We start from the raw sequence: 14,755 nt of genomic DNA, 5'->3' as shown, positions 1-14,755 counted from the left end.
GAATTATAGATAGTTGTAAAGATGAGACTCCGATGGCTTTGTAATGTTTACCTAAATTGACGATGTAATATTAAAATGACATATAATTGATGACTTATGCAATCAATTATATGTTATTTTTTGACGATTAACGACGATAGATTTCTAATGTTATATAACTCCTAAAAATTATAAGTGTCATAACTTTTGAGTATAGATACTGTCTGTGAACTATAATGTTGTCAATATATGAATCAGTGTCGTTACTTGATGCCGAAATTGAAAAAGTGAGAGGTATTGTAAGGGTATTAGTAATAAAGAAGAAAAGCGCATTAATAAGAGAAGAGCAAACATAGGGTAGCAAAGATTTTTATTTTAAAATTAAATTAAAAAATTTTGGTTTAGTTAAAAAATTAAGGGTGTTTTATGAAAAGTAGTAGTTCTTAATAATATTAATAATTTAAAAATTAATTGATAATTCAATAAATGTAATTGTAAATATAAAATTTATAAACATATAAATTAAATTAAAAGTATAAAAATACGAATAATATAAATTGAATTATAATTTAAAAAAATCAAAACACCTTAATAAATAAACGAAAATTTACATTGACAGAACATTGAGTAATGTGTATAATCATGCTTGAAAAGCGCTTTTAGTAAAATTGATTATAATTTCAAATTGTGATTAACGATATCGTATAATAAAAATCTGCAGAAAAAAATTAATAATAGTAATATAAAAAAGTTTATCGGAGTAAAAAATGATATTAAAAGATATAAAATTAACTATTGATGAAATTATGTTAGACCCATCTAATCCAAGATTTAGTGTTTCGCTATCTTCTCAACAAGAAATTATTCAAGGAAAATTAATGGAAGACCATGAGACAAAGAATTTGTTAAATAGTATGCTGACAGGAATAACGTGGGTAAATAAAATTGTGGTAAGAAAACTGACAAGCTATGCATATAGTGATAGAAGTAATTTGGGAAATATTGAAAAATATAAGTATGCTGTAGTTGAAGGTAATACTCGTTTAGCATGTCTAAAAGACGAAAAGATGGATAATAAATTTAATCGAAGTATACCGATTCCTGTAATAGAGGTCGTAAAAGAAGAAAATGAAACACAAGATGATTTTGAACGTGAAATAAGAAGATTACAAGGTATTGCAAATGTTATGGTTGTAAAAGATTGGGGTTTGCTGCCAAAAGCTAAGCATATCTATAGATTATATGAAGATAAGAGACAACTTGAACCAACAAAATCAAATCAACAAATATTTAAAGATATTGGTATGGAAATAGGCATAAAATTTGGAGAAGTTAAGAGTTTTGTTTATAGATATATATTTTATAAAGAAATAATAGAAAACGCATCGAATATTGAGAAAGAGGATTGGAAATTTTTAGAGGTATTTGAACAAAATGAAGCAATTAGAAAGACCTTTGGTTGGGATAACAGTAAAAGTACATTCGAGTGGTATGAAGATGTTGATGAAGATGATACATTACTAAAACAAGAATTACTGTATATGTATCCTGATATAATAAAAAGTGCAAAACGAGAGCAAGTTAGTTCTAAAAAAGTACGTGATATTATTAGGGAAATACATGACAAAAGAAGTATAGAAGAGCTAATTTTTGAATTTAAAGATGTAGTAAATGATGGTGATGATAATTCCTATAGCAATTGGAAAACTAAATTTTTAAATAAACAAATTCAACAAGATAATGAATCTGAATGGAATAATAAGTTAAATGATGTAGTTGATTTATTAAAACAATATCCTATAAATGAAGATTGGCCACTAAAACATAAGGATAAGTTGCTTGAAATTAAGAAAAAGGCTTCACAATTAATAAAATATTTAGATACAATGGAAGCTGTTTAAAATGGCTAATCTAAGCCGCAAAAATTTAATGAAAATTGCTGACTATGTAATAAATAATTATGAAGGTGTAAGACAACAGGTTGACAACTATTTATTTGACTCAGCAGCAAAAATAATATTAAATACAAATATTAATATAAGTGAAGATTATTTTATAGACGAATTATGTGACATAAGCTCATCTAATTTTTCGAATTTTATTAAAACACTTCAAAATCTAATAGTTCAATATGGTGCTAATGCTAAAATTAATTTATTGTATTCACCACCTGCTTATATGATATATAATACTACTTTTGGGATTAACGTTATTAAAGGTAATGCTCCGAAGTTTATACAAATGATAAATTATATATTAGATAATGACTTAAAAGATGGTGTTTTTTATGAAAAATTCTGTTGCTTGTTTTTCAAAGATATTGGAATAAATTCATTTGAGACAAAGCATAGCAGAGATGATGGTATAGATATAATAGCAGAAGCAAATGTAACTTTTAACGGTAGATTAATAAAGCATATTTTTTATTCTAACCTTATGATATTAGCACAAGTAAAGTTCCATAAATGCAAAATGGATGTTTCAATAATCAGACATATTATAGGAGATAGTTTGTTTTATAGATTTAATAATGAGAATATTAGATTTAGGCCTTTGCAATTAATTGTTATAAATCATAATGGATTTACTTCGAGTGCTGAAACTTTTGCAGCGAAGTATGGTGTTATTTTATTAAGTTCAAGTTCATTGATTAATATCATAATGAATACAGAAGATATTAATTGTCTTAAGAGCATAGATTTTCTTAAGAAACATTATTTGAAATTATCTAATAATAAAGAAGACGATGAATGTCAATGTGTTAATAAATGTGAGTGTATAATTGATACGAGTTTTTAAGTACTAATATACATGTTAAATATAAATTGATAGATTAACATAGGCAAGCAATAAAATAAATCATTTAATGAAAACTAAGGCTTAAATATACCTTACAATAAGAAAATTTCTATTTAATATCAAACACAAACTAAGAAGTTCGTATAAATATTTTATACGGACTTTTTTAGTTATTTATGTCTGATTAAGGAAAGTATAATGTGTTTCAATAGAGTGTACTCTAAAAAAACGGTTAATATCTAATCATATTAGTTTCACATGGGTATTATAATTATTTTTAAGACGTTTCATAAATATGGTTGACCTTATTGAAACGAAGTGATATAATTGGTGTATAAAGGAATGGAGGTAAAATAATGTCAATTATATATAAAATATATGGCTACATAAGGGTAAGTTCAAAAGAGCAAAATTTAGATAGACAAAGACAAGCAATGATTGAATATGGAATTAATGAAAGAGATATTATAGAAGACAAACAGAGCGGAAAAGACTTCAATAGAAACGGATATTTGACATTAAAGAATAGTTTGCTAAGAGCAGGCGATACATTAGTTATAAAGGAATTAGACCGTTTAGGTAGAAATATGGATATGATTAAAACAGAATGGCAAGAACTTCAAGCCAAAGGGATTGATATTATAGTTTTAGATACACCAATATTAAATACAGTAAACAAAACAGACCTTGAAAAGAAATTAATATCTAATATTGTATTTGAACTATTAAGTTATATGGCAGAAAAGGAACGTATTAAAATTAGAGCAAGACAGGCAGAAGGAATTGCAATAGCCAAAAATAAAGGTATTTACAAGGGCAGAAAAAAGATAATAAATGATAACTTTGAAACGGTATATAAGGAATGGAAAGATAATAAGATTACAGCTGTCAAAGCTATGGAAAAGTTAGGCATGAAGAAAAATACATTTTATAGAAGGGTTAAGGAATTTGAGGGTATCAATTAGATACTCTCTTTTTTATTTGACATAAGGTGGATGTTTTAAGGATTTGCTAATAAATATTATATTCATTATTGTATAGGTGGTTCTAAAAGATATACAAAAATTTACATATATGCTATAATTTTAAAGCAAATACTCTAATATGAAAAAGGTTAATAAAATGTTTTAAAGGGTAACGTACTTAGGAATTTGTCAAAGGAAGTGATGAAATAAATGTTTTCTGCATTGGAAGATAACAATCATTTAGTTGATATTAATACTGCTGTAAAAAATATATTAGGCAAATATTTTTGTCCTTCATGTCATGAAGAACTTATTATTAGAAATGGTAATGTTAGGATTCCCCACTTTGCACACAAAAACAAAAGCGACTGTGACGATTATGATAATGATATGTCTGAATGGCATAGAAATTGGCAAATGAAATTTCCATTAAGAAACAGAGAAGTTGTTCTGAAATTAGATATCGAAAATGATAACAGCCTTTTTGCTGAAAACTGTAAAAGGATAATTCGAAGAACGGATGCATTGTGCTATGGTTATGCAATAGAATTTCAAAATAGTCCAATCTCAAATGAGGAAGTTGATGAACGAACTTTATTCTATAATCATTTAGGGAAGAAAGTGATTTGGATATTTAATATGATAGATGCATATGAAAGCGGAAAAATAAAATTCTGTGATGAATGGCATAATAAAAAAGACAATGGAGGGAAATACAGTTGGAATTATGCAAGTAAGACATTCATTAATTATGATTCTGATGATAAGGATGTAACTCTGATGTTCCAATTTTCTGAAGTTCGCCATGATGAAGAAGATAGAGAACAAAGTTATTTTGAAAGAGTAACATGGGCGGTAAATAGCACTACTGATTATCAAGAGACAAACTTTAAACATTTCTGCACTTCATATTACCCAAGTAATTTTACAGAGTTAATGGACAAGTTAAAAAGGAAAGCATTATAGAATGATTTCTTTCTAAATAAAGATGTAGACCTTAAGAATATACACCTAAACAAATTGACATGACTTAAGCTTATTAATTGTAAATGGTTAAGGTTATAGCAAGTTTCAGAAATAAATGGAATAAGTAAAAGTACATTGATAAGAGCAAATAGAGGGTAGCAAATATTACGCTATTCTAAATTTTATGTAGAGGTTATATGTAGAGGTTATATATTGAAGTTTAATATATGTTATCGTTTACTTTTTAATAGAATAGTAGTAAAATTATTTTGTCAGAATATGTAAATATTTAAGTTGCATTTTATATGATATAAAATAAGTCATGAACATATGGGGGACGAGAATGAGCGAATTTGTAACTATGAATAACTCATACAGAGTTAATACAGGGATAAAAAAAGGGTTAAGAATATGCGGTAGTCCAAATGAGGTAAAAATAGCACAAGAGCTTTCAAAATTTTTCGGGATAACATTTTCAAAGCAAGGTAAATTTAAAACTACAGACTATACTATAGATTTTCTACAACCTAATCAAGAATTAAGAGAATTGTATAACTTATATAATGAAGTGTTATTATTATTTTCTCCGTATACAACATTTCAAAAAAGAACAATGGATTTTGTTGATAAAACGTTAGAAGAATATGATAATAGGTTAGATAAGGTATGTATTTTTATTGTTAGTAATGATAATGATATTGAAAGTGCCATAAGAAGTATAAATAGTGAAAACAAAGATTCAAGAATTATAGTTCCATTTACATATGATGAAATTTTAAAAGGTAAATTAAATAAGAATTATATATATACCAAACTAAGAAAATATTTTTATAATAGAGATTTGTTTGCTCTTGAGTCTCCTTTGAAAACAGATGCCTATTTTTTTGGACGAAATAAATTAATTCACTATTTATACGATAAGTATATGATTGGGGAACAGAGTGGTTTATTTGGATTACGAAAAATAGGTAAAACATCAGTATTATATGCATTAGAAAGACAATTAGCTATTCGAGGAGGAATTTCAATATATATAGATTGTCAAAATCCAAGTATACATTTTAGCAGATGGAATGAATTATTAGCTAATATAGTTGTAGAAATTAAAAATAAATATGAATTGTCATATGAAATTTTGGATGTTGATGATAGATATGTTGAAAGGCTTGCTGCCAAGTCTTTTGAAGAAGATATAAAAAAGATATACGATTTATTAGGGAAAAAAGAATACTTATCATTTTCGATGAAATTGAGCATATTAGTTTTTCAACATCAGGTACAGAGCATTGGAAGCAAGGTAATGATTTTTTGAATTTTTGGCAAACATTACGTTCGCTATATCAGAAGGAACAAAAATGGTTTGTATTTCTTATTGCAGGTGTAAATCCATTATGTGTTGAAACACCAATTATAAATAGTATTGATAACCCTATTTTTGGAATGATAAATCCAACCTATTTAGAGTTGTTTAGTGTAAAAGATGTACGCGATATGATTGGTAGTATTGGTAAATACATGGGATTACGATTTGACGAAGAAATATATACAAAGTTAACTGAAGATTATGGAGGGCATCCGTTTTTAATAAGGCATATATGCAGTTTAATAAATAAGGATGCTGCATTAGAAAGACCATGTGAGGTTTCAAAATATGATTATTCTATAAAAAAAGAGAAATACGACAAAGATATAGAAAATTATGTTGAACTAATTTTATGTGTTTTAAGAAATTGGTATAAAAATGAATACGATTTATTAGAAATACTTGTTATAGATGGAAATGAGGAATTTAAGAGTAAAATTGATTTTAGTAGTAATGAGATTAATCACTTATTAGGATATGGGATTTTGAAAGAAGTAAAAGGGAATTATTATATAACTATAAATGCAATATCAATATATATTGAAAAATTACATAAAAAGAACAATAAACCAACTAATAAAGAAGAGACATGGCAATTCATATCTTTACGAAGAAATACAATTGAAGATAAATTAAGAAAAGTTATGGTAATGCAAATTGCATGTCAGTATGGTACAAAAAATGTGAAAAAGAAAGTATTGGAAATAATTGAAACGAACAAAAAAACAAATTTATTAGACAAAGAACTTGATGATATTTTAATAAATAACTTTTTTCTTTTAGATATTAAGAAAGTAATTATGAAAAATTGGACATTATTTGAAAAAATATTTGTAGATAAAAATAAATTTGATATTTTTTTAGATATAGTAAATAAATTTAGAGTTGATGCTCATGCAAAAACAATTTCTGATTCTGATATGTTAATGCTTCAATCTGCATTTAATTGGTTTGATGAGGCTTTAAACGGGTTAATGATTTAAATTATTGCATTTATTTATATAAAACTAATATACATTTAAGAACAAATAGAGGGTAGCAATTAGCTACTCTTTTTGATAGGGGGATATTTTACAGTATTTGCTTTTTAAAACTTTAATGTAATACTCATAACACATCTGTTCTCTAACAAAGATGTGTTTTATTAAGTCAATATGTTAATTACAAGTTTTGGTAGAAAGTTGAAAGTGATTGATATATAATGAAATTATAATTATAACATAATTTTATAGAAAGTATTTTTATTATTTATAAAAATATATCAAGAAAGAAGGCATTAAATATGAAAGTTATTTTATGGGATAGTGATTTTACTGAAATAGCTTGGGAAAGAAAATGCGAAGAATTAGATATAGATATAAGGTCAAGAGCAATAATATTCGATGATATAGATGAATATGAAGTTTCAAATAGAATATCAGGTGAAATTTATGGGGCGCCATGGAGTTACGATAATCATTATCGTCAAGTATACTTAGATGAAAAGTGGAATGAGTATATGCATTTTGAAGAAATAAGCGAAAATGATGAAAGAGCTAATAACAAAAAATACAAATGGGAAATTGTTTTTGTAGAAAAAAATAAAAGATGGAGAGGAATGGCCATAAGTACGAATTATAACTTAAGAAGAACATTAAGAGATGATGAAAGTTTTTCTGTATGTATAAAAAGAGAAGTTAAAAAATATGAAGATATAGAACAAATAATGTTCGAACTAAAGGATATAATGAGAAAAAAAACAATTGTTAGTGGCAATGATAAAATGCTTGCTTTAAATAAATTAGAATTTGAAAAAATACTCAATATGTATAAAAATATTATGGGTAATAATAAAATGGTTTCGGATGAATTGTATAGAAAAGAAGAAGCTTTTATTAATATATTATTTAATTAAGTAATTAATAGAAAAATTGGGAACAATGTAAAATCTAATGATTTAAAGTTTAAATGATTCTTGTAAAAAAAATCTACGTATTGAAGGTGAGGTATTTTATGAGTATAACAATAACATTGGAGGAAAAATTAGTAATTCTTATATCAATATATGATTTGGGTGGTTGCGGAACAAAAGAAGAGGTTTTAGATAATATAGATGAGAAATGTTATTTGAATTTAACACAGTCGGAAAAACAATATAAAGAAAATAGACATGAACTTGTTTGGAGAAACACATTAGCTTTTGAAAGAAAACATCTTGTACAAGCAGGATATTTAGATGGTTCTATTAGAAATCAATGGAAAATAACAAGTGATGGAATAGATTATATGGTTGAATTGTGTAATTTATTTTCTCAAAGTAGTCCAAGCTTATTTAAAAAAAGTACAAGTAATTTATTAGTTCGAGCATTAAATATAAAAGATGAATTTTCTAATGACTATTCAGATAGAGAAAAAGAATTCCAAGAAGATTTGATAGACTTAGAAAATGAGATTGAACAAGTTTCTATCAATAGAATTAAGAGATATCAGAAAATTACAAGAGACCTTAAATCTAAATATGGCAATCAATGTCAGATTGAAGGTTGTAATTTTACATTTGTGCAGAAAAATCAGAAACATTATTCAGAGGCTCATCACCTTAATCCGTTAGCAAACAATGGGAGCCAAGATGAAGAAAATGTAGTTATTTTATGTCCTAACCACCATAGGATGATGCATTATGCTATAGTGGAAGTATCTGAGCGCAAAGGTTTTAAAAGAAAATTATTAATTAGTAATGTTGAAAATTACATTGTATATAAATAAGTACGAAGAGCAGTCAAAAAGTTTATCGAAAGCAATGTCTTTTAATGGGTATTTTAAATAATGGTGTAATTATTATTTGGATTACAAATGAAATAAAAAATTTATTTATTAATATAAATAATTTGCAGTTATTAAAATTATCTTAAGGGGGTAGTATGCCAAGTATATTAACCGATTTAAATCCAATCATCCCAATAATAAATTTATTTGTAGCAATAACAAGTTTATGTGTAGCAATAATATTTTTTTTAATACCATTAATTAATAGCATATGTATTATAAGAAAAGAAATTGATAGAAGTCTAAGTGATGGTATCAAATATCATTTGAATAATAAAATTGAAGAAGCAAGAAATGAATATAATAAGGCATTGAAATATCAGAATAAAAAATTTTGTAAAAGATTAATCATTGATGTTAAACTTAATCTTTATGAAACCTATCATCATGAAAAAATAGATAAAGAAAAAAACTTGGATATTGCAAGAATTAACGAAGAAGCTTTATTGAAGGCATTACCTAATTATAAAGATAAGAAGTATCTGAAGTTAACTAAGTATAAGTATAAGTATCAGTATGCAATTTTATGTTGCAATTTGGGTGATATATATAATGAATTAGCTTTAATTCGCAGTGCTAAAAATAACTATGAAAACTCTAAAAAATATTCATCAAAAGCGATTGATGTATTTAGAAATATCAAGAAATTAGATAAAAATTATTTTGGTACAGTTGGTTTAACATATAGTAATTTAGCTATCACATATAGGGGATTAGCTAATCTAAAAAAAGATATTAGCTTATTACAAATATCTTTAAATAATGCAGAAAAATCATTAACTATATATGAAGAAATAAAGGATTATTTTAATATAGCAAGGATACAAAACAATATTGGAAATATATATAGTGATTTAGTAAAATATAAAGAAGATATAAATGAACGAGAAAAAAATTATATTAACAGTGAAAATTATTTGTACAAATCATTAGAGTTCTATAAAATAGAAAACTATCCTTATGAATCTGCAAGGTCATATCAAAATCTTGGCTCGGTAAATTTACATATGATGTACTATTGTGATGATAAAAATAAAGCATATTCATATTTTATCAAGGCTAAAGAAAATTATGAAATATGTAAAAGTGTTATTATAAAGGATAAGTATGAGAATGAATATATTAATCTATATTATAATTTAATGTCTTTAAATTTTCAGGCATTGAAAAAGTTTGGTGACATACAGTTAATACCTAATGTTGTTGATTACGGTAACTTTGTACTTGAAATTTGCACTATAGAAAATAATCCTAAAAGGTATGTTGATACAAATGGAATAATAGCATCTGTTTGTAAAATTGCAATTGAGTGTTGTGAATTTATAGATGAAAATGAAAAAATTGACATGATTGAAGATGCCATTAATAGATTTGAAATTGTATTAAGATTTAAGGAACTTAGTATGCAGAAGAAGGCAAATACAATAATTGACTTGATAAGGTTAAACATGACGCTCTTAGATATGACTAAATCAAAAGTTTATGAAGTAAAATGTAATAGTTATTGCAAAGAATTAGAAGATATAATAAAAGTAAATCCTGAAGTTATGATTGAAATAGAAGATATGTTTTTTAATAATGTAGAATAGAAAAATAGTTAAATCATATGTCATGTATAATGTGATAGTATGGTTTAAAAAGGAGGGAATTACCATGTCAATACCTTTTAGGCATAGCGCAGGATTTGGAAAGAGAATGGAATATTACATAATAGGCTTAATGTTAAAAGAGGGTCTCGATTGCTATGTTCCGCTTGTAGATGATGATGGAATAGATGTTGTTGTTAGAAAAGAAGATGGTAGCTTTATTGAGATACAAATTAAGGCAAGGTCAAAAGATGTAAAAGAGGGTAATGCTGCTCTTTTTGCTGCAATGACTCATAGTGAGCGTGATAACTATTACTTCGTTTTTTATTCTGAAAAAATGGAAACAATGTGGATTTTATCTTCGCAAGAATATTTAAAAGAGTGTACCACAAACAAGACAGGTAAAAATCTAGGAAAAAGAAGTATATTGTTTAATGGAACAAGAACTGATAATACAACAGGTAAAAAGATTGAATATACAAAACCGCAATTTGAGAAATATGTTGCAAAGGACTTCTCAAGGTTCTGTAGTTAATTATTATTATACGGAGGAAAAAGACAAATGAAAGTTAAAAAAGTAATATTAAGTTTTATAATTTGTACATTATTAGTTATCAATATAAAAACTGCATTTGCAAATTCCTTATTACAAAAGATTGATGTGCTTATTAACAGCATAAGTCTTTATGTAAATAATGAACAGGTTACAGTTAGTAATTTCCTATTTAATGGTACAACCTATGTTCCTTTAAGGTCAGTTGCCGAAATGAATGGTATGGAAGTAAAGTGGGATGGAGAAAATAAAAGAGTTGACTTAATAAGTAGTGAAACTTTTAATATGAAAGTAACTGATGGAAAATACAATATAATTGGTGCCAATCCAAAGCCATTTACAGATGGAAATTATTTTAAATGGAATTATTTAATGATAGTTTTCGATGCTAATACAAAGAAAATGAAAGATAATAGCAAAGTTGTTTTAATTGATAATAAAGGAAATCGAATTAATGTAGAAAGTCAGTCAGGAATGACCGCAAAAGATAACTTTTTAATAATTCCTAAGAATCAATTAGAACTAAACACATATTACAGTTTATACATACCAAAAGATAACATAGTAATGGAAAATGGCGACTTATATGGTGAAGAAATATTAATATATTTTAAAACAGCAACTAATGCAATAAGGGGTAGCATATCATCAGAAGGCAATTTGTTCGGAAAATCAGTTGCTATAAGAGATTTAAATGGGAATGAATATATTACTAATGTAGTAGGTAAAAATGAGTTTTATTTTTCTGATATACCTTCGGAAAGATATAATGTTACTATTAGTGGTAATTCATTTGGAAATATATCAGTAGAAGAAAATATTATTAATAATGTGAAAGTAATTGGAGAATAAGTTAAAAAAATAGGGCAATATGAATGCCCTATTTCATTTTAATTATATCTTTTTTGTTTTTACTTAAAATTACATCTAAAGGATTATATTTATCATAATCCTTTTCTAAATCCGAAGTGATTAGATTAACATATACTTGTGTACTTCTAATGCTTTTATGACCAAGCAGTTTTTGCAAGACAAATAAATTTCCACCATTTGTAATAAACATTTTGGCGAATGTATGCCTGTAACTGTGTAAAGATGTTGTGCTAACGCCACGTTGTAGGTTGTACCTTCTAATAGCATCTTTAAGGGCAGCTCTTGTAAGTTGTTCGCCATATGCATTGCAAAATAAATAATCTTCATTATTTCCTTTTCTATAAGTTAAATATTCAGATAATATTACTGATAAATTGAGTGCCATAGGTACGATAAATGGAGTTTTATTTTTAGTTATTGCCAAAGTAATTAAGTTATTATAAAAATCTAAATCTTTAATTTTGATATTTAAAAGAGTAAGACTTCTTACCCCTGTGCCAAGTAGAAAGTTTACTATAACCCAATCTCTGTATTTTCCGAATATACATTTGTCTATATTAGGTTTTTTCAAAAGTTCACATAACTCTTTTTCAGAGTAAGTTTTTCTTATAGACTTTTCTTCTTTTACTAAATTGATTTTAAACTTAGTTAAATATTCTTTATCCATTGCCCAATAAAATATCATTCTTAAATCACTAAGTTTTATATTGATAGTTGTATTTTTATTTCCTTGTTTTCTTAGCCACAAAATATAATTGTCTATAACATCACTTGTAATGTTATTAATTAAAAAATTATCATCATCTAAAAATAGATTAAAATTTTTATAACATCTTTTCACTAAGTCAATAGTGTAGGGAGAAAAAGAATTGAGTATCATATGATTTTCATATTTTTCGAAAACCGTATTAATACTCAATTCTTCTTTAATCTTATTCATTATAATTTTCATTATTACCACCCACAATCATCAAAATTTTGTTTTGAAACTGTGGATTGAAATTTTATTAAAACTGTGTTTATCAGAAGTGTTTATAAACTGATTTTTTCGAACTTATAATTTATTAAAAACTCGAGACTTATTGGTTTTTAAGAATTACGTCGTGAGCTCCGCCTTCTGAAATACTTGTTGAAGATACAAGACAAAGTCTTCCGTCTTTCTGAATATCTTTAATTGTTTTTGCGCCGCAGTTGCAGAATGTTGATTTGATTTTGTGAAGTGTGCTTCCAAGACCATCATCAAGTTTACCTGCATATGGAACGTATGAGTCAACGCCTTCTTCAAACTGAAGTCCTGCTTTGCCGCCTAAGTCATATCTTGCCCAGTTTCTTGCTCTGTTGGAACCTTCGCCCCAATATTCCTTCACATATCCGTTGCCGTACTTTATTTTAGCGGTAGGACTTTCGTCAAATCCTGCAAAATATCTTCCAAGCATTACGAAATCAGCACCCATTGCCAAAGCTAATGTGATGTGATAGTCAAGAACAATTCCGCCGTCTGAACAAATAGGAACATAAATTCCTGTTTCTTCAAAATATTCGTCACGGGCTGCAGCAACATCAAGCACTGCTGAAGCTTGACCTCTGCCTATACCTTTTTGTTCTCTTGTTATGCAGATTGATCCACCGCCGATTCCTATCTTTACGAAATCTGCTCCTGCATCAGCCAGGTATCTGAATCCTTCTCTTTCAACAACGTTTCCGGCTCCAACCTTAACTTTGCTGCCGTAAGTGTCTTTAATCCATTTTATAGTGTCAGACTGCCATTCGCTGAATCCTTCTGAAGAGTCTATGCATACAATGTCAACTCCTGCTTCTACAAGAGCAGGAACTCTTTCCTTGTAATCTCTTGAATTGATTCCGGCACCAACAATATATCTTTTCTGACTGTCAAGAAGTGAACGTGGGTTTTCCTTGTCTTCTGAATAGTCTTTTCTGAAAACCATGTACACCAGATTGTAATTATCATCAACTATAGGCAATGAATTCAATTTGTGTTCCCATATGATGTTATTTGCTTCGGTTAGGGAAATTCCTTCGTGTCCTACAATCAAGGATTTGGCAGGAGTCATGAATTCTTTAACTTTTTTATCAAGAGGGTCCCTTGTGGTCCTGTAATCTCTGCTTGTAACAATTCCCAAAAGCTTGCCTGTAGGAGTTCCATCTTCTGTAATTGCCATTGTTGAGTGGCCTGATCTTTGTTTAAGATCAAGAACATCACTTAAAGTGTTTTCAGGTGTAAGATTTGAATCGCTTATAACAAAACCGGCCTTGTATTTTTTTACTTTGCGAACCATTTCTGCTTCGCTTTCAATTGATTGAGATCCGTAAATAAATGAAATACCGCCGTTTTTTGCTAATGCAATTGCCATGTTGTTGTCAGAAACTGACTGCATTATGGCTGAAGAGAATGGTATGTTAAGTTTTAAATCAGGTTCTTCACCTTTTTTAAATCTGCAAATGGGTGTGCTTAAATCAACATTTTCAACAATGCAATCTTTGGTTGTGAGGTTTGGTAAAAGTAAATATTCTCCAAATGTTCTGGACGGCTCGTTGATAATTCTTGCCATGGTTATCTCCTTTTCGAATGTTATCACTATTATAATTATTCTTGATAGATTACCATATCATAACTTTATTGTCAACTCTATAATTTCATAATAAATTTTAACTTTGACTTATAAATTTCTGTACAGTATTGAATAACAAAATGTAAAAAAAGCCGTCCATTGCACACGAATAAATTGTCCGTATGATAAAATAATTATTATAGATATTATTAAGATTGGTTTAATAATAAGTATATATAATGCAATAATATATATTGAATATAGATATTATGAAATTTAAACATACTTTATCGGAG

General features: G+C 27.2%; 13 protein-coding genes. 11 read left to right on the top strand and 2 right to left on the bottom strand.

The genetic code is table 11. The features are described from left to right. The first annotated feature begins 746 nt into the window (after nucleotides 1-746). The 11 genes from BN358_RS09545 to BN358_RS09500 all read left to right on the top strand — a co-directional run bounded on the left by BN358_RS09545 (nucleotide 747) and on the right by BN358_RS09500 (nucleotide 11,868). Nucleotides 747-1,880 carry a hypothetical protein gene (locus tag BN358_RS09545; RefSeq protein WP_019229022.1) on the top strand — a complete coding sequence of 378 codons (1,134 nt, stop codon included), beginning with the start codon at nucleotides 747-749 and terminating at the stop codon, nucleotides 1,878-1,880. Nucleotide 1,881: 1 nt separating this feature from the next. Further along, on the top strand, nucleotides 1,882-2,778 hold the full coding sequence (locus BN358_RS09540; protein ID WP_019229021.1) for a restriction endonuclease: 897 nt from the start codon (nucleotides 1,882-1,884) through the stop codon (nucleotides 2,776-2,778). A gap of 356 nt (nucleotides 2,779-3,134) precedes the next feature. Then, nucleotides 3,135-3,743, top strand: a complete 609-nt coding sequence (locus BN358_RS09535; RefSeq protein ID WP_019229020.1) for a recombinase family protein — start codon at nucleotides 3,135-3,137, stop codon at nucleotides 3,741-3,743. Nucleotides 3,744-3,953: 210 nt separating this feature from the next. Next, a complete protein-coding gene (locus tag BN358_RS09530) occupies nucleotides 3,954-4,709 on the top strand; it encodes a competence protein CoiA (protein ID WP_019229019.1) in 756 nt (251 codons plus the stop codon). A gap of 343 nt (nucleotides 4,710-5,052) precedes the next feature. Continuing rightward, the gene (locus BN358_RS27510; RefSeq protein WP_019229018.1) at nucleotides 5,053-6,021 is read left to right on the top strand and encodes an ATP-binding protein; all 969 of its coding nucleotides are present in this window, start codon (nucleotides 5,053-5,055) and stop codon (nucleotides 6,019-6,021) included. Next, nucleotides 6,018-7,055, top strand: a complete 1,038-nt coding sequence (locus BN358_RS27505; RefSeq protein WP_019229017.1) for a hypothetical protein — start codon at nucleotides 6,018-6,020, stop codon at nucleotides 7,053-7,055. Before BN358_RS27510 ends, BN358_RS27505 begins: the two co-directional genes overlap by 4 nt. 299 nt (nucleotides 7,056-7,354) lie before the next feature. Further along, complete coding sequence (locus BN358_RS09520; RefSeq protein ID WP_019229016.1) at nucleotides 7,355-7,966, top strand: hypothetical protein; 612 nt, start codon at nucleotides 7,355-7,357, stop codon at nucleotides 7,964-7,966. A gap of 98 nt (nucleotides 7,967-8,064) precedes the next feature. Next, complete coding sequence (locus tag BN358_RS22335) at nucleotides 8,065-8,817, top strand: winged helix-turn-helix domain-containing protein (protein WP_019229015.1); 753 nt, start codon at nucleotides 8,065-8,067, stop codon at nucleotides 8,815-8,817. Between the two features lie 155 nt (nucleotides 8,818-8,972). Further along, entirely contained in the window at nucleotides 8,973-10,466 is a 1,494-nt protein-coding gene (locus tag BN358_RS09510) for a tetratricopeptide repeat protein (RefSeq protein ID WP_019229014.1), read from the top strand. 64 nt (nucleotides 10,467-10,530) lie between these two features. Further along, on the top strand, nucleotides 10,531-10,998 hold the full coding sequence (locus BN358_RS09505; protein ID WP_019229013.1) for a group I intron-associated PD-(D/E)XK endonuclease: 468 nt from the start codon (nucleotides 10,531-10,533) through the stop codon (nucleotides 10,996-10,998). Nucleotides 10,999-11,025: 27 nt separating this feature from the next. Further along, nucleotides 11,026-11,868 carry a stalk domain-containing protein gene (locus tag BN358_RS09500; RefSeq protein ID WP_019229012.1) on the top strand — a complete coding sequence of 281 codons (843 nt, stop codon included), beginning with the start codon at nucleotides 11,026-11,028 and terminating at the stop codon, nucleotides 11,866-11,868. A gap of 28 nt (nucleotides 11,869-11,896) precedes the next feature. Here BN358_RS09500 and BN358_RS09495 read toward each other — a convergent pair whose 3' ends face one another. Both BN358_RS09495 and BN358_RS09490 read right to left on the bottom strand, forming a co-directional pair. Further along, complete coding sequence (locus BN358_RS09495) at nucleotides 11,897-12,841, bottom strand: tyrosine-type recombinase/integrase (protein ID WP_019229011.1); 945 nt, start codon at nucleotides 12,839-12,841, stop codon at nucleotides 11,897-11,899. Nucleotides 12,842-12,968: 127 nt separating this feature from the next. After that, a complete protein-coding gene (locus tag BN358_RS09490) occupies nucleotides 12,969-14,459 on the bottom strand; it encodes an IMP dehydrogenase (RefSeq protein WP_019229010.1) in 1,491 nt (496 codons plus the stop codon). Between the last annotated feature and the right edge of the window lie 296 nt (nucleotides 14,460-14,755).

It is taken from the genome of Sedimentibacter sp. B4 (genome assembly GCF_000309315.1).
Lineage (GTDB): Bacteria > Bacillota > Clostridia > Tissierellales > Sedimentibacteraceae > Sedimentibacter > Sedimentibacter saalensis.
Note: the sequence above shows the minus strand (reverse complement) of the source record. Positions and strands in the feature narration are given on the sequence as shown.